14 protein-coding genes are annotated in these 15,387 nt (G+C 73.3%); 5 read left to right on the forward strand and 9 right to left on the reverse strand.

Annotated elements, in window-relative coordinates:
- Positions 1–8: 8 nt before the first annotated feature.
- Together AB5J54_RS31225 and AB5J54_RS31230 are read right to left on the reverse strand one after the other, a co-directional pair.
- Positions 9–1,304 (reverse strand): GAF domain-containing protein, encoded by a 1,296-nt coding sequence (locus tag AB5J54_RS31225; protein WP_369147247.1) that lies wholly within the window; start codon positions 1,302–1,304, stop codon positions 9–11.
- Between the two features lie 285 nt (positions 1,305–1,589).
- Positions 1,590–3,227, reverse strand: coding sequence for an acyl-CoA dehydrogenase family protein (locus AB5J54_RS31230; RefSeq protein ID WP_369147248.1), 1,638 nt, complete (start codon positions 3,225–3,227; stop codon positions 1,590–1,592).
- A 38-nt stretch (positions 3,228–3,265) separates the two neighbouring features.
- Here AB5J54_RS31230 and AB5J54_RS31235 point away from each other — a divergent pair, with 38 nt between their 5' ends.
- Both AB5J54_RS31235 and AB5J54_RS31240 read left to right on the forward strand, forming a co-directional pair.
- Positions 3,266–4,390, forward strand: coding sequence for a YihY/virulence factor BrkB family protein (locus AB5J54_RS31235; protein ID WP_369147249.1), 1,125 nt, complete (start codon positions 3,266–3,268; stop codon positions 4,388–4,390).
- Positions 4,391–4,417: 27 nt separating this feature from the next.
- Positions 4,418–5,158: a helix-turn-helix domain-containing protein gene (locus tag AB5J54_RS31240; protein ID WP_369147250.1), complete on the forward strand. Its 741-nt coding sequence runs from the start codon at positions 4,418–4,420 to the stop codon at positions 5,156–5,158.
- On the opposite strand, the gene AB5J54_RS31245 is transcribed toward AB5J54_RS31240, so the two are convergent.
- Positions 5,092–5,520 carry a VOC family protein gene (locus AB5J54_RS31245; RefSeq protein ID WP_369147251.1) on the reverse strand — a complete coding sequence of 143 codons (429 nt, stop codon included), beginning with the start codon at positions 5,518–5,520 and terminating at the stop codon, positions 5,092–5,094. The genes AB5J54_RS31240 and AB5J54_RS31245 overlap by 67 nt on opposite strands.
- Before the next feature lie 102 nt (positions 5,521–5,622).
- Here AB5J54_RS31245 and AB5J54_RS31250 point away from each other — a divergent pair, with 102 nt between their 5' ends.
- On the forward strand, positions 5,623–6,630 hold the full coding sequence (locus AB5J54_RS31250) for a hypothetical protein (RefSeq protein ID WP_369147252.1): 1,008 nt from the start codon (positions 5,623–5,625) through the stop codon (positions 6,628–6,630).
- Positions 6,631–6,665: 35 nt separating this feature from the next.
- Here AB5J54_RS31250 and AB5J54_RS31255 read toward each other — a convergent pair whose 3' ends face one another.
- The 4 genes from AB5J54_RS31255 to AB5J54_RS31270 all read right to left on the reverse strand — a co-directional run bounded on the left by AB5J54_RS31255 (position 6,666) and on the right by AB5J54_RS31270 (position 11,467).
- On the reverse strand, positions 6,666–7,241 hold the full coding sequence (locus tag AB5J54_RS31255) for an SUKH-4 family immunity protein (RefSeq protein ID WP_369147253.1): 576 nt from the start codon (positions 7,239–7,241) through the stop codon (positions 6,666–6,668).
- Between the two features lie 12 nt (positions 7,242–7,253).
- A complete protein-coding gene (locus tag AB5J54_RS31260; protein WP_369147254.1) occupies positions 7,254–8,792 on the reverse strand; it encodes a nucleic acid/nucleotide deaminase domain-containing protein in 1,539 nt (512 codons plus the stop codon).
- A 138-nt stretch (positions 8,793–8,930) separates the two neighbouring features.
- Positions 8,931–10,580, reverse strand: a complete 1,650-nt coding sequence (locus AB5J54_RS31265; RefSeq protein ID WP_369147255.1) for a hypothetical protein — start codon at positions 10,578–10,580, stop codon at positions 8,931–8,933.
- A complete protein-coding gene (locus AB5J54_RS31270) occupies positions 10,580–11,467 on the reverse strand; it encodes an SUKH-4 family immunity protein (protein WP_369147257.1) in 888 nt (295 codons plus the stop codon). Before AB5J54_RS31270 ends, AB5J54_RS31265 begins: the two co-directional genes overlap by 1 nt.
- A gap of 343 nt (positions 11,468–11,810) precedes the next feature.
- Between AB5J54_RS31270 and rsgA the strand changes: the two genes are divergently transcribed.
- Together rsgA and AB5J54_RS31280 are read left to right on the forward strand one after the other, a co-directional pair.
- On the forward strand, positions 11,811–12,935 hold the full coding sequence (gene rsgA / locus AB5J54_RS31275) for a ribosome small subunit-dependent GTPase A (RefSeq protein WP_369147258.1): 1,125 nt from the start codon (positions 11,811–11,813) through the stop codon (positions 12,933–12,935).
- An 89-nt stretch (positions 12,936–13,024) separates the two neighbouring features.
- Positions 13,025–14,377 (forward strand): DNA-3-methyladenine glycosylase 2 family protein, encoded by a 1,353-nt coding sequence (locus AB5J54_RS31280; RefSeq protein ID WP_369147259.1) that lies wholly within the window; start codon positions 13,025–13,027, stop codon positions 14,375–14,377.
- Here the strand turns inward: AB5J54_RS31280 and AB5J54_RS31285 are convergent.
- A complete protein-coding gene (locus AB5J54_RS31285; protein ID WP_369147260.1) occupies positions 14,347–14,754 on the reverse strand; it encodes a PPOX class F420-dependent oxidoreductase in 408 nt (135 codons plus the stop codon). The two genes, AB5J54_RS31280 and AB5J54_RS31285, sit on opposite strands and share 31 nt — an antisense overlap.
- A gap of 126 nt (positions 14,755–14,880) precedes the next feature.
- The gene (locus AB5J54_RS31290; protein ID WP_369147261.1) at positions 14,881–15,363 is read right to left on the reverse strand and encodes a DUF456 domain-containing protein; all 483 of its coding nucleotides are present in this window, start codon (positions 15,361–15,363) and stop codon (positions 14,881–14,883) included.
- Positions 15,364–15,387: the final 24 nt, after the last annotated feature.

Here is a 15,387-nt window from a genome sequence, read left to right on the forward strand (position 1 = left end):
CAGGCGGATCAGGCGGGGCTCGCCGTGCGGACGGCGGGGGCGGTGGAGTGCGGCAGCAGGTCGCCCGGCCGCTGCGGGCGCAGGACCTCCACCGCGACCTCCTCGCGGAAGCGGTACGGGCGGTGTGCCAGGACCCCCGCCAGGTTCCGCCGGACCCGGGACATCTCGGCCCGCACGGTCACCGTCCTCGTACGGTCCCCGAACACGTCCTCGGCGAGCTCCGCCGCCGTCCGTCCGTCGCGGTGCAGCGCCAGTACATAGAGGAGCTCCGCGTGCCGGGGGCTGAGCTCCTGCTGCCAGCTGCCCGCCACCCCCGAGACGGCCACCGTCCAGCGGCGCGGCCGGCTCAGGTCGAGCACCACCCGGCTCGCCGCCTCCTCCGAGCCCGGCTCCTCGGGCCGCGTCTCCTCCTCGACCCGCAGCAGCCAGCCGCCCGGCAGCGGCTCCACCGCGCACACGCCGAGCGAGGGCAGCCAGACCCGGCCGGCCCGGAACGACTTGGGCAGCGGGATCCGGTCCGCCGGCGCGAGCCCGGTCACCGCCGCCGTCCAGCCGTGGGCGTCCACCGCGACGGCCCGGCCGCCCACCCGGCACAGGATCGGGGCCGCCACCGCCCGCAGCCGCTCGATCGACCGGCGGTGCCGCTCCCGCATCTCCGCCTCGGCCAGCTGCGCCACCGAGCCCACCAGGGCCAGCATCGCCGGATGGAAGCTGGACGCGGGACCGCTCACGTCCAGGATCCCCAGGAGCCGCTGGTCGCGCGGATCGTGCACGGGCGCGGCCGCGCAGGTCCAGTTGTGCAGCGACTGCACGTAGTGCTCGGCGGAGTGCACCTGCACCGCCCGGCCCATGGCGAGCGCCGTGCCGACCGCGTTCGTCCCGGTGGCGTCCTCGGCCCAGGCCGCGCCCTCCTCCAGGCAGATGCTGTGCGCCTGGCGCAGCACCGAGAGGTTTCCCTGGCGCCACAGCACCCGGCCGTGCTCGTCGGTGACCACCATGATCTGGAGGGAGGCGTCGGCGATGCCGGCGAGCCCGCCGCTCAGCGTCCGCATCACCTCGGAGAGGAGCGTGGTCCTGCGCCGCTGCTCCAGCTCGTCGCGCTGGAGCAGCACGCTGCTCGTGCTCTGGTCCGGGTCGAGGCCGAGCCGGGCCATCCGCTGCCAGGACGCGTCGATCACCGGGCGGGGCGCGATCGGGGGCCTGCGGCCCGCCAGGGTCTCCTCGCGCACCCGGTGCAGCAGCCGGGTGGCCTGGGCGGCGTCCATGGAGGCGAGCCGCTTCATGTCGAGCTGCGTGTTGTTCATCGGTCTCTCCCAGCCACCCGGGGTGCTGTATCGGTTCTGCACAGGGCAGATGTCCGGAGTGTCGGTGCCCATCGTGCCGTCCGGGACCCCCCGGTGAGGCCCGGTTCGGGTAATCCTGCAACCCTTTGCAACTCTGGCGACCGACCGGCCTCCTGGGCGAGGGTGGTGACAGCGGCGGGTGGTGCCGTGTCGGCGCAGCACCACCCCCGCTTTTCCGCGCGTGCCGGCCTGATGAGACACCCCCTCAGGTCCACCCCTGGTACGCGCGGCACAGCACTTCCCGGCTCAGCACACCACCCGCGCCCGCTCCACCAGCGCCCGCAGGTCGAGCGTGTGCGGCAGCGTCCCGAAGGCGGCGCCACCGTCCCCGCCGAGCCGCGCCGCGCAGAACGCGTCCGCCACCTCCGGCGGGGCCCACCGCACGAGCAGCGCACCCTGGAGCACCAGCGCGAGGCGCTCCGTGAGCCGCCGCGCCCGTGCCTCGATCCCCTCCAGGTCCGCAAGTTCGACGAGCAGACCCCGGATCGCCCGGTCGAGCCGGTGGTCGGCGCCACGCACCGCCCCCACCTCCCGGAGCAGCGCGTCGAGCGCGGCGGGCTCGGTCCGCAGCGCCCGCACCACGTCGAGCGCCTGCACGTTCCCCGAGCCCTCCCAGACCGAGTTGAGCGGCGACTCCCGCAGCAGCCGGGGCATCCCCGACTCCTCCACGTACCCGTTGCCGCCCAGACATTCGAGCGCCTCCGCCACCATCGGCGTACACCGCTTCGTCACCCAGTACTTCGCCGCCGGAACGGCGATACGGAGCAAGGCCCGCTCCTGCTCGGAGTCGCCGCCGCCGTCGGAGTCGCCGGCGTCGTAGGCCGCCGCCAGCCGCATGCCCAGGGTCGTGGCGGCCTCCGACTCCAGGGCCAGATCGGCCAGGACGTTGCGCATCAGGGGCTTGTCGACGAGCAGCCCGCCGAAGGCCGAGCGGTACGAGGCGTGGTGCACCGCCTGCGCCACCGCCTGCCGCATCAGCGCCGCCGAGCCGAGCACACAGTCGAGCCGGGTCGCCGCGACCATGCCCATGATGGTCCGGATCCCGCGCCCCTCCTCGCCGACGCGGTGCGCCCAGGTCGTCCCGTCGAACTCCACCTCGGCCGAGGCGTTCGACCGGTTGCCCAGCTTGTCCTTGAGCCGCTGGATCGCGAAGGCGTTGCGCGAGCCGTCCGCGAGCACCCGGGGGACCAGGAAGCAGGTCAGCCCCGCCGGGGCCTGCGCGAGGACCAGGAAGGCGTCCGACATCGGCGCCGAACAGAACCACTTGTGCCCCGTCAGGACGTACTCCCCGTCGGCCGCGAGCGGCCGTGCCTCCGTCGTGTTCGCCCGGACGTCGCTGCCGCCCTGCTTCTCCGTCATCGCCATGCCGAGCAGCGCCCCCGGCTTCTCCGCGACCGGACGCAGCCCCCGCTCGTACACGTGCGAGAGCGCCGCCGGCTCCCACACCGCCGCGAGCTCCGGCTCGGCGCGCAGCGCGGGCACCGCGGCGTGCGTCATCGACACCGGGCAGCCGTGCCCCGCCTCCGCCTGCGAGGCCACCAGGAACCCGGCGGCCCGCCGCACATGACCACCCGGACGGCCCCACGCGTGCGTGAGCCCGGCCGACACGGACCGGCCGAGGAGCCGGTGCCAGGACGGATGGAACTCGACCTCGTCGATCCGGTGGCCGTACCGGTCGTGGGTCAGCAGCCGGGGCGGATGCGCGTTCGCCTGCTCGCCCCACTCCCGTACCTGCGCCGAACCGGTCGCCCGGCCGAGCAGGCCCAGCTCCTCGCGCGCCTGGGCCAGGAGCTCCGGCGCGAGGTGCCGCTCGACCGCCTCCGAGAGCGCCCGATCGCTCGTGAAGACGTCATATCCGACCAGGGGAGGGGCCTGATTGGTCACAGTGTGGGTGCTCGCTGCCGTGCCGATACGGTAAGCAGGTGCAGGCAGCAAGCGAAACACCCGAACGGCCCGAGCGGCGGCCCTGGAGCAGACTCCACCGCGCGCGCGTCCTCTACCGCAACGTCTCGAAGCGGAAGATGGTCTGGCTGCTCCTCAAGGACACCGTCAACTCGTGCATCGAGTACCGGATCCTCGGCCTCGCCGCCGAGGCCGCGTTCTTCACCCTGCTGTCCCTGCCACCGCTGCTGCTCGGCCTGATCGCCGTCCTCGGCTACGCCGACGACTGGACCAACACCGACACCGTCGCCAGCATCCGGGAGAACATCCTCCACGCGGCCGGCACGGTCCTCTCCGACCGGGGCGTCCACGAGATCGCCGAGCCCCTCCTCGACGACATCACCCAGGGCAAACGGCCCGAGCTGATCTCCCTCGGCTTCGCCATCGCCCTCTGGTCGGGATCGCGCGCGGTGAACGTCTTCATCGACACCATCACCGTCATGTACGGACTCGACGGGCGCCGCGGCATCGTCAAGACCCGGCTCCTCGCCCTGCTCCTCTACATCATCGCGCTGCTCATCGGAGCCGTCGTGCTGCCCCTCGCGGTCGTCGGCCCCGACCGGGTCGTCGAACTCGTCCCCTGGGGCACCGAGGTCGTCGCCGTCCTCTACTGGCCGGTCGTCATCCTCCTCTCCATCGCCTTCCTCACCACGCTCTACCACGTGTCCGTGCCCGTCAGATCGCCGTGGATCGAGGACATCCCCGGCGCCCTCGTCGCGCTCGGGATGTGGGTCCTCGGCAGCTTCCTGCTGCGCATCTACCTGACCAGCCAGGTCGAGGGACCGACCATCTACGGCTCCCTCGCCGCCCCCATCGCCGTCCTCCTCTGGATCGGCATCTCGGCCTTCGCGGTCCTCGTCGGCGCCGCCGTGAACGCCGCCATCGACCGCGTCTGGCCCTCGGTCGCCACCGCCGCCGCCCGCGAGGCCAACGAACGGGCCCGCGCCGTCCAGGCCGCCGAGCTCGTCGCCCGTGTGCGGGCCGAGGCCGAGGACGTCGACGAGGACGACCCGGACATGCCGTCCGAGTTCCCCGAGCGCTGGTCCAAGTTCCTGCCCCCGGACGACGTGAAGTCCCGCCTCCACTCGGGCTGGGAGAAGGACTGACACCCCGGGGGCGCCTAGGCTCGAAGGATGTACGAGGAGCGTCCCGCCCTGCTCGACGGGGCCGTGCTGTGGACCCGGAGCGCCGCCGCGGGCCCCACGGCGGAACGGGCCGTCCTGCCCGACGGCTGCATGGACCTGATCTGGGCCGACGGCAGCCTCCTGGTCGCCGGACCCGACACACGCGCGTACGTGCCCGGGGAGTTCGCCGCACGGTACGCGGGCATCCGCTTCGCCCCCGGGGACGCCCCCGGCTTCCTCGGCGTCCCCGCCCATGAACTCCGCGACCGGCGGGTCGCCCTCGGCGCGCTGTGGGGCGAGGCGGAGGCGCGGCGGCTCGGCGAGCGGATCACGGACGCCCCCGACCCGGCCGCCGCCCTGGAGGAGCTGGTCCTGCGCCGGGCCGCCGACGTCCTCGCGCCCGATCCGCTGCTGCGGGCCGTCGTGGCGCGCCTCGCCGCGGGCCGGGCGGTCGCCGAGACGGCCGAGGCGGTCGGGCTCGGCGCCCGGCAGCTGCACCGGCGTTCCCTGGACGCCTTCGGCTACGGCCCCAAGACCCTCGCGCGCGTGCTGCGCCTCCAGCGCGCGCTCGCCCTGGTCCGGGCCGGGGTCCCGTACGCGGAGGCCGCCCTGCGCGCGGGCTGCGCCGACCAGGCCCACCTCGCCCGGGAGACCAGGGCCCTCGCGGGCACGACGCTGAGCGCCTACACGGCTTCCGTGTCCGCGAAGAGCGAGACCCCGCTGCCGTCCGGGTCGAGGACCACCGCGTAGCGCTGCCCCCACACGGCGTCCCAGGGCTTCAGATGCCCCCGGTACCCGGCGGCGACCAGCTCCTCGTACACGGCGTCCACCTCCTCCGGCGCACCGCAGCGGAAGGCGAGCTCGACCCGGTTGCCGCCCTCGGGGCGCGTCCAGCCGGGATCGAAGGAGCGGACGACGTCCTCCGTGTCCCAGGCGATCCGCAGCCCGCCGGGCAGCACCGCCTCCACGTGCGGGGCGGACCCGGCCCCGGCCGGGACGTCCAGGCCGAGCCGCCGGTAGAAGGCGAGCGAGGCGGCCATGTCGGAGACGACGAGACCGACGAGGTCGAAACGGGGCGTGACGCGGGGGGTGCCGCGGGGTGTGGTGTCCATGCGGTCACGCTAGGCAGGGTGCTCGCGGCCGGTCTTGTACGAATCGGACGCGGGCCCCGGGGGGCCTCCCGCACCGTCCGGCCGGGCGGCTACGGTCGGGCCATGACCACGCGCGCGTACGGACGGACGTCCTGGCCCTGGGCCGCGGCGGCCGTCCTGCTGTTCTGGCAGACCTGGTTCCTCTTCCACGTGTACGCCACCGAGAACTCGGGCGTGCGCTGGGACTGCGACTCGGAGGGCTGCGGCACGAACGACCTCGCGGGCCCGGCGATCCCCTTCGGGGCGATCTCGGCGGTCGCCGCCGCCGTGCTCGCGGCCCCGTACCTGGGCCTCGGCGGCGCGGGTGTCGGGGCGCTCCTCGCCGCCTTCGGGCTCCTCGTGCGCCGCGAGGACGACCACGCGCTCCTGGCCGCGTACGGCCTCGCCGCGCTCGGCGTCGTCCTCGTCATGGCCGGAGCGGTACGGGCCGTACGCCGCGGGCCGGCGGCCGAGGAGGACGACCGGCCCCCGCGTCCGCGTGGCCGCCCGCAGGTCCTCGCCCTGCTGCGCCTGCTGGTCGCACCGGCCACCCTGCTCGCGGCCGTCCCCGGCACCCTCGCCGCCACCGGACTCGTGCACGGCGCCCTCGACGGGCCGCGCTGGATCATGATGCTCGGCCTCAACGGCACCGTCGCCCTGCTCGTGGCGCTCGGCTCGGCCCGGCTGAAGCACCGCCCCGGCGTCGCCCAGGGCCCCGTCCCGGCCGAGCGGGCCGCCCACGCGCCCGCCCGCCTGAACGGCCTCGGCACCCGGGGGACCGCCTTCGTCTTCGACCTGACCGTGCGGCCCGAGCGGGGCGCCCCGTACCGCATCGAGGTCGAGCACCCGCTCGACCTCCAGGACGTCCGCGTCCACCGCGCGGCCCTCGTCCGCCACGACCCCCGCCGCCCCTGGCTGGTCGACCTGCCGCAGGACCCGCCCGCCGCCGACCTGGCCCGAGCCCGCGCCGCCGCCCGCACGGAGCCCCCGGCCCCCGCCCCGTACCTCTGGTCCCCGCCCCCGGGATCCCCGGCCCTGCTGCTCACCGGGGTGTTCACGGCGGCCCTGGTGACCCTGCTCGCCGTGGCCTGACGAAATCCCCCGGGAATGTCGTCAGGCCGCTGCGCTCATCCCCACATTCCGAGACCGATCTCTTCGAAGAGGCTGGGCCACTCGCCTTCGTCGTCGGCGAAGGGGGTCTCGTCGACGGCCGTGATCTCGTCGCGCATCTGCTGCACGACCCTGTCGCGCGCTTCGTCGTCGTCCCGGTCGATGCCCTTGTACCGGGACTTGCCCTTCTCCAGGACCGTCAGGGAATGCACGAGGGAGGAGACGTCGGCGTGCAGGGGCAGGTAGTCGACCTCGCCCTCCGAGAAGGCGTAGATCCTGCCGTCCGCGGGGTCGATCGCGACCGTCGCGTACTGGAACCCGCCGAGCTCCTCCCACGCCGTCGCCTCGGGCGGGCACTTCGCCCCGTCCCGCTCGAAGGAGGCCTTGAGGCTCGCGCCGAAGTCCAGGCGGTGGAGGCTCTCGTCCTCCAGGTCGAGCCGGGGGGAGAAGAACCTGTTCTCGGGCAGTCCTACGCCGGCCAGGAAGTCCGCGGTCGGGCCGTGCAGGTGGGCGCCCCGCACATGGGGAAAGTACGTGATGGCCGTCAGCCCGAACGTGTCCACGACGTCGGACGAGTTGATGTCGGTCAGCATGGGTCTTCCCTGCTATGGATGCTGCTGGAGCTTGTGACGCTTTTCCAAGTCTGTCATGTAGTCACGGTGTTCCTTGTCCCGGCTGCTCCCCGTGATCGACTGGTCGTAGCTGTTGGCGTACTCGACCTCCAGCTTCGGGTTCTTCGGTTTGAAGTAGATCTCTAACCACTGGTCGCATTTCGGGGTCTTCTGGCAGGGTTCTCGTTCGGTGTAGATCTTGGTGATGTTCGCCTCCTCGCCGTGCTTCAGGACCGGATAGCCGATGAGCCGTTCGGAGTGGGGCCCTTCGCTGTCGCCGACGAGGATGATGGGTTTGCCGGTCTTGGGGTTCACGTACTCCGCCGCGGCGAAGTTGGTGCCGCCGTAGTCCTTCTTCGCGAACCGCGCGATCTCCGTCGCGCGCGACAGGTCGGTCGTTCCGGGCTGGATCTTGGTCGAGGTGACCGCGGAGCTCGTGCTTCCCTTCGGGACGGGGTACGGGTTGTTGCGCCCCGGCGGCCGCCAGACGGTCCCGTCCGTCTCCAGGATGTTCCAGATCCCCGACTTGTCCGTCTTGGAGACCGGATCCCTGCTCCCGTCCGAGTTGAGGACCTGTACGGAGCCGTCGGCGTTCAGGAGGTACATCGGGACGGCGTCGTCGTCGTCCTCGTCGCACTTCTCGAACTTGTCCTTGACGTCGTCGTCGTGGTCCTTGTGGCTGTCCTTGCTCTTGTCGATCTTGCCGCCGTGGTCCTCAAGGGTCTTGACCATCTCGTCGGCCTTCTTCTCGACCGCGTCCTCGGCCTTGTCCATGACGGCGGCGAGCTTGTGGAACCTGCTGTCCTTCTTCACCGAGGACTTGCGTCCCGCTCCGCCGACCGTGAACTCACCCTTCTTCTTGTCGAAGTTGGTGGCCGTCTTCCGGTAGCCGCCCGCCGCGCGGTCGAACTCGTCGAACTCGATGACGAGGTCCTGCGCCATGTCCGCGGAGCCCGCCGGCATCCCCTCGGAGGAGCTGTCGCCGCCGAGATGGCCGGAGAACAGCTCCTCGATCTCGGCGAGGATCATCCCCTCGATCTTCTCGCCGGCGATCGAGGTGATCTGCTCGATGGCGTAGTCGATCGCTTCCTGGATGACCAGTCGCGCGGCCGCGATGGCGGCGGCGGACAGCAGACCGCTGAGCCCGGCGGTGAAGAACATGCCGATGATGCCCGCGGTGGCGGTGGCCGCCGTCGCGGTCAGTTTGGCGATGACCGCGACTTTGCAGGTGACGATCAGTCCGGCGCAGTCGTCCAGCGCGCCGGCCAGGTCGTCGCAGCCCTTCGCGAAGGTGGCGAGGTCCTTCGTGGTGAGCTTGCCCCAGTGACGGTCGATGGCCTTGACCGTCTCGCCCTTGCTCTTGCCGGCGACGATGTGGGAGCAGGCGTTGTTGCCCTCCTTGACCGCGTCGCGGATGCCGTCGGCCAGCTTGCGGAAGTCCTTGGCCGAGGCCTTGACCTCGTCCTCGTCTATCTGCGGCCAGTCGACGCCGACCAGATCCAGGACCTCCACCAGGTCATCAGGCAGTGTCATCCCCATGATTACCCCCGTTGCGAGCCAACTGCCCCACCCTCCATAGCATCTGAGGGAGCGTCAACTTCGCGGACGCGAGGACGGCGGAAAACTGGCCCGTTCCCGGCGCACCGTGGCCCGGAATCGACGTCGGCGCGTCTACGGCCGCGGGGCGAAGCACATCAGGGCATGGTCCGTGCCGACGAAGACGCGACCCCGCGCGTCGAGAGCCACCGCGCGCACGGGCGGGCCCGGCCGCACGGTCCGCCGCGCCCCCGATGCCCAGTCGATCCACTCCACGAGCCCGTCGGCCCACGCCACCACGGCGGTCGGCCCGCTCGCGGTCATGGCGGCGTCCAGGGAGACCACGGGGCAGGACCGTCGCATCAGTACGCCCGCCATGGGCGCGCTTCCCGGAGACCAGGCCCGCACAGTGCCGTCCGCCCCGCCGCTGTAGACGAGCGGCAGAGTGGCCGCGCCGTCCCCGACCGGGAGGCCGAGAGCGGCCAGACCGGTCACCACCCCCTCGTGCAAGGAGGCGGAATCGGTGATGTCGCCGAAGGCCCGTACCGCACCAGTGGCGTCCCCCAGTACAACGGTCCCCAGGGCGCCGCCCTCGGCGTACGCGAGGTCCGTCCCCCTCCGGCCCCGCAGGAGCTCCGCCAGACGCTGCGCGCCGGTGGGGGTGTCGTCGAGGAGCCCCGCGATCCCCGAACGCTCCGGCTCCGCCGGCCGCGCCGACTCCCGGTGGACATGACCGTGCTCGTCGACGAACAGCACCGTGCCGTCGGGGAGGCCCACCAGCGACACGGGCCGGTCCCCTGACAGCGGCACACGGCCACGCGCCGCCGCGTCCGAGGCCCCGACCGCCCGCACGGTCGCGTCCACTCCGGCGACCAGCAGACAGCCGGCCAGCGGCCCCCGTCCCCTCGCCACGGCGGTGACAGGACCCGGCCAGGGCGGCGTCACATCTCCGCGGACCCGACTCCACTCCAGGTCCCAGGCGGCACCGCCGGCCAGCGCCCTCAAGGCGGGGGCGTACCGCGGATCCGCACGGTCGCCCAGGGCGCCGAGCAGGATCAAGGCCCTTGTCGCGGGCGACGGTTCCGCGCACAGGGCCTGCCCGGCGCTCAGCCACGCGTCGCGCAAGCCCCCGTGCTCCCCGGCCCCGTCCTTCTCGTAGCCGGCGGTGACCGACCACGGATCCGCCGCGCAGACGGCCGTGGCGTCGGACAGGTCCACCTCCCCCGCGGGCGGCGAGGAGGCGGCGACAGCCACCCCCTCGGGTGCGGACGCCCGCCACTGCTCGAAGCTCTCCGGGTCCCGCCACCGCTCCAGGTCCAGATCCAGCTCCGCGCAACCGCTCCCGGCCAGAAGCCGATGCGCCCCGCTCCCGGTGCGGGACTCCACGACCAGGCGGACATGCGCCACCCGGGCCAGATCCAGGACCAGTCCGGCCGCCTCCTCCTCGTGAAGGTCGGGCAGCACGATCACCGTCCGCCGCGGGTCACTGCTCACGGCCCGTACCAGCTCACCCCGCGACCGGGCCGCCACGCCGAGCTGGTCGGCGAGCGCCCACACCGTGCCCGCCGCACTGCGGCCGGCCGAGGGCACCACGGCGTGAACGGCGCGCTCGGCCGCCGTACCGGACCGAGTGCCGTGGTGCACGAGCCAGGCCAGCAGCCCCGACTTCCCGCACCCCGCCGATCCGGACACCAGACACAGACGGGGAGCGTGCGGGTCGGCCAGCCAGCCCAACAGCGCCGCCGCCGCCGGCTCCCGCCCCGCGGCGGGCCGTTCCCAGCGCATCAGCCCTGCCTCGCCCGCGTGGCGGAGTGGATGATCAACTCCTTCAGGCCCTCCTCGCGGGACTCGGCGGAACCGCCGTAGTCGAAGCTGTGGGTGAACTCGGCCCGAGGGAACGTCTCCTGCATCCACACGGCGCAGTAGTGACCGGGCATCAGACACGGCTCCAGCTCGCAGTGGACACGCAGCACCTGCTCCGGCTTCACGCCCTGTGCGGACAGGCCCCGCCAGACGATCTCCTCCGGGTGCGCCCGGCCGGGCCCCGTGGCGTCGGTGACGACCTGCTTCGCCCCCGCCGCGTCCACGTACTCGAACGCCGCGGAGAACGGGAAGTTCAGGGTGTGCCGCACATCGTCCAGGACCCGGGGCCACCACGACTCCCGCGCGTCGAAGGCCGCCGGATCGATCCGGCGCAGCTCCGCGGTCAGATCACGCAGGACCGCCGCGGCCTCCGCGAGACCCGAAGCCGCCGCGATCAGCGGCAGCGCCCGATCCAGGGAGAGCAGAGCCGCGTTCAGCGTCGACACATCCGTGTCGACGAACATGTCCTGTGCGACAGCCCGCAGGAACACGGCCTGGACGGCTCCGTCGGGACGCACACACAGATGGGCCAGACCGTCCCCGCCGACGCGGGGCCAGTTCGCCATCGCCTCATGCGGCCTCGGCAACGAGGAACGCGCCGCCGTGACGCCGAGAGCCACCGGATCCAGGTCGCCCGGAGCCCGGAAGTAGGAGGCCACCCCGCGAGGCACACCGGTCTCCTCCAGAAGAGTGCGCGCCGTGTCGGGCAGGCGCGCTCCGAGCAGGCTCGCCCGCTCGAACCGACGAAGACCCTCACGGCCGAAGTGCTCGGCCAACTCGTTGTGGCGGTCCGGAACGGACGGCGGCATGAGAACCTCGCAGTATCAGACAGACAACCGGTCGTCGCACACGACCATAGCCTTGACCCCACTGCGCCAAGGCAGTTGATCCGACCGGTGCTCGGCGCGTGCCCGCCGGATTTAATCGGTGGTGCCGCGCCTTCGGGTGGGGCTATCGTTCTGCTCGTCCGCTCCCGAGGGGCGGTGTCGGTTCGTTGAGAAGCAGGAGGTGAGGACAGTGATGACTGTCACGGTGACGGGCTCTGCCCGCATTCACGAGTTCATCGTTCCCACCTCTGTGGCCTCCGGCTGACACCCACTCGATCCGCGCGCTCGGAGCGCGCCGCCGGGGCCGCCCTTCGAAGGGTTCCCCTTGTTCAACGCTTCGCTCCACCCGTCTTCCCTCCACGCTGCCCAGCACCCGCTCGCCGACCACGGCTGGGACGAGCGCTGGGAGGCCGAGTTCGCCCCGTACGCCGCCCAGGGACTGCTCCCGGGACGGGTCATCCGTGTCGACCGCGGTCAGTGCGACGTCGCCACCGCCGAAGGGGTCGTCCGCGCCGACACGGCGTTCGTGACCCCGCACGACCCGCTGCGGGTCGTCTGCACCGGCGACTGGGCCGCCATCGACCCCGAGGGGGCCAGTGACCCGCGATACGTACGGGCGTGCCTGCCGCGGCGTACGGCCTTCGCGCGGTCCACTTCCTCCAAGCGGTCCGAGGGGCAGATCCTCGCTGCCAACGTCGACCACGCCGTCATCACGGTCTCGCTCGCCGTCGAGCTCGACCTCGGCCGGATCGAACGCTTCCTCGCCCTGGCCTGGGAGTCCGGCGCCCAGCCGACCGTCGTCCTCAGCAAGGCCGACCTCGTGCCCGACCCGGTCGGGCTCTCCTACCTCGTCGAGGACGTGGAGACGGTCGCGCCCGGCGTCCAGGTGCTGCCCGTCAGCTCCTCCACCGGAGAAGGGATCGACGTGCTCGCCGCGACCGTCGCGGGCGGCACCACCGTGCTGCTCGGCGCCTCCGGCGCCGGCAAGTCGACCCTCGCCAACGCGCTGGTCGGCGAGGACGTCATGGACGTCCAGGCCGCCCGTGACGTCGACGGCAAGGGCCGGCACACGACGACCACCCGCAACCTCTTCGTGCTGCCCGGCGGGGGAGTCCTCATCGACACCCCCGGACTGCGCGGCGTCGGACTCTGGGACGCCGAGGCCGGCGTCGGCCAGGTCTTCTCGGAGATCGAGGAGCTGGCCGCGGAGTGCCGCTTCCACGACTGCGCCCACGAGGCCGAGCCCGGCTGCGCCGTGGCCGCGGCCATCGAGGAGGGCTCGCTGCCCGTGCGCCGTCTGGAGAGCTACCACAAGCTGATCCGCGAGAACCGGCGGATCGTGGCCAAGACCGACGCCCGGGTCCGCTCCGAGATGCTCAAGGAGTGGAAGCGCATGGGTCGGGAAGGGCGTACGGCCATGGAGATCAAGCGGGGTGGCCGCGGCCGTTAGGGCCGGCCTCGGGCCCCGCCGACCCGGCCCCGATCGTGGTGTCCGAAAACCGCGAGCCGGGGTCGGGCGGCTCCCGCACACTGGGAGCCATGAGGGACGACGACACCCGCTACGAGGCGGTCAGCAGCAGGGACGCGCGGTTCGACGGAGAGTTCTTCTTCGCCGTCCGGACCACCGGGATCTACTGCCGCCCCAGCTGCCCCGCCGTCACCCCCAAACGGCAGAACGTCTCCTTCTACCCGACGGCCGCCGCCGCCCAGGGCCACGGCTTCCGCGCCTGCCGCCGCTGCCGCCCCGACGCCGTGCCCGGCTCCGCCGAGTGGAACGTCCGGGCCGATGTCGTCGGGCGCGCCATGCGGATGATCGGCGACGGCGTCGTCGACCGCGAGGGCGTGCCCGGGCTCGCCGGGCGCCTCGGCTACAGCGCCCGGCAGGTGCAGCGCCAGCTCACCGCCGAACTGGGCGCCGGACCCGTCGCCCTCGCCCGCGCCCAGCGGGCCCACACCGCGCGGCTGCTGCTCCAGACCACCGGGCTGCCCGTCACCGAGATCGCCTTCGCGGCCGGATTCGCCAGCGTCCGCCAGTTCAACGAGACCATCCGCGCGGTGTACGCCCGCACCCCCACCGCCCTGCGCGCCGAGGCGGGCAGCGGCGCGGGAGCCCGTACCGCGCTCGCCGCCGGGGTGCCGCTGCGGCTGGCCCACCGGGGCCCGTACGCGGCCGGCGAGGTCTTCGACCTGCTCGCCGCCGAGGCCGTGCCCAGGGTCGAGGAGGTCGTCGGTGCCCCCGGCTCCCGCACCTACCGGCGCACGCTCCGCCTCCCGTACGGCACCGGCGTCGTCTCCGTCGACGAACGCTCCGGCGGCCGCTGGCTCGAAGCCCGCATCCACCTCACCGAGCTGCGCGACCTGACCACCGCCGTGCACCGGCTGCGTCGCCTCTTCGACCTCGACGCCGACCCGTACGCGGTCGCCGAGCGGCTCGGGGCGGCCCCCGGGCTCGCCGCCGAGGTGGCCGCCCGGCCGGGCGTGCGCTCCCCGGGGACGGCCGAGCCCGAGGAGTTCGCGCTGCGGACGGTCCTCGGGGCCGAGGAGTCGGCCCGGGCCGTCGAGCTCCACGGCACCCCGCTGGCCACCGCCTGCGGCACCCTCACCCATGTCTTCCCCGAGCCGGCCGCCCTGACCGGCCACCCCGTCGCGGGGCCGCTGGCCCGGGCCCTCGCCGACGGAGCCGTACGCCTCGACCCCGGCGCCGACCGCGACGAGGCCGAGCGCGCCCTGCTCGCCGTCCCCGGCGTGACCCCCGAGGCCGCCGCGCTGATCCGGATGCGGGCCCTCGGCGACCCGGACGTCGCCCTCGCGGACGGGCGGGAGGCGGAGGAGTGGCGTCCCTGGCGCTCGTACGCCGCCCGCTACCTTGCCCCGGCGCTCCCCGGGACGTAGTCCTCCAGGCCCCAGCTGTGCACCCGGCGCGGGTGGATCCGGATGACCTCCTCGCTGAAGTGCGGCCCCAGGGTGTGCGGGCCCACGAGGAGTTCCGCCTCGCCGCGGATCTCGACGCCCCGCACGTGCCAGGGGCGGACGCTCGCGAGGTCGTCGACGACCAGCGCCAGCTTCGGGTTCTGCCACAGGTTGCGCCACTTCTTCGTCCGGCCCATGGCGATCCCGCCCACCAGGACCGTGTCGTCGTCCTGCGGGAAGAAGACCACCGGGTTGGCCTGCGGCTGGCCGGACGGGTCGACGGTCGCCAGCCGGCCGAGCCGCCGGCTCTCCGTGAGATAGGCGCGCTCGACCTCGCTGAAGCCATCGAAATCCCTCATGCCTCCAGCTTCGCGCGGTCCCGGCCCCTGCGGATCGGCACCGCGACGGGTCCGGGCTCCGCCGTCCGACCTAGGACCCCTCCGGAAAGTCCCGCCCGGGCCGCGACGCCCGGCGACGTCCCGTCCTCAGCCCCAGATCACCGCCCCCGCCCACGCGCCCACGATCAGCAGGCAGGCGAAGAGCTCGACGAGCACGCTCGTGCCGGCCGCCCGCATCACGGTCCGGGTCGCCGCCCTCGCCTGGCCGTGGCCGCCGAGGCGGAGCCGCTCCGAGAGGTAGATCCCGCCGACGAAGCCGGGGATCGCGCCGACCACCGGGAGCAGGACGAAGCCCAGGACGGCGCCCACCCCCGCGTACGTCACCATGCGCCGGGTGATGCCGACGCCCCGGAAGCGGCGCGGCGGCAGCTGCCAGACGATCACCTGGGTGAGGAGCAGCAGGCCGGTCGAGGAGGCGAGGAGGATCCAGGCGAGGTCCGTCCGCTCGTGCAGCGACCACCAGAGCATCGCCGCCCACACCAGCCACGTTCCCGGCACGCCGGGCGCGAGCACCCCGAACAGACCGAGCAGCATCACCGTCGCGATCATCAGGAGCTGCCACACACCCACGCTGCCCAGGGTGCACGACCGCGC

Origin of the sequence: Streptomyces sp. R44 (assembly GCF_041053105.1) — a bacterium.
Taxonomy (GTDB): domain Bacteria; phylum Actinomycetota; class Actinomycetes; order Streptomycetales; family Streptomycetaceae; genus Streptomyces.

Coding starts and splice junctions, on each gene's coding strand:
- AB5J54_RS31225 (WP_369147247.1), bottom strand. CDS start 1,304: ATGAACAACACGCAGCTCGACATGAAGCGGCTCGCCTCCATGGACGCC.
- AB5J54_RS31240 (WP_369147250.1), top strand. CDS start 4,418: ATGTACGAGGAGCGTCCCGCCCTGCTCGACGGGGCCGTGCTGTGGACC.
- AB5J54_RS31245 (WP_369147251.1), bottom strand. CDS start 5,520: ATGGACACCACACCCCGCGGCACCCCCCGCGTCACGCCCCGTTTCGAC.
- AB5J54_RS31250 (WP_369147252.1), top strand. CDS start 5,623: ATGACCACGCGCGCGTACGGACGGACGTCCTGGCCCTGGGCCGCGGCG.
- AB5J54_RS31255 (WP_369147253.1), bottom strand. CDS start 7,241: ATGCTGACCGACATCAACTCGTCCGACGTCGTGGACACGTTCGGGCTG.
- AB5J54_RS31260 (WP_369147254.1), bottom strand. CDS start 8,792: ATGACACTGCCTGATGACCTGGTGGAGGTCCTGGATCTGGTCGGCGTC.
- AB5J54_RS31265 (WP_369147255.1), bottom strand. CDS start 10,580: ATGCGCTGGGAACGGCCCGCCGCGGGGCGGGAGCCGGCGGCGGCGGCG.
- AB5J54_RS31270 (WP_369147257.1), bottom strand. CDS start 11,467: ATGCCGCCGTCCGTTCCGGACCGCCACAACGAGTTGGCCGAGCACTTC.
- AB5J54_RS31280 (WP_369147259.1), top strand. CDS start 13,025: ATGAGGGACGACGACACCCGCTACGAGGCGGTCAGCAGCAGGGACGCG.
- AB5J54_RS31285 (WP_369147260.1), bottom strand. CDS start 14,754: ATGAGGGATTTCGATGGCTTCAGCGAGGTCGAGCGCGCCTATCTCACG.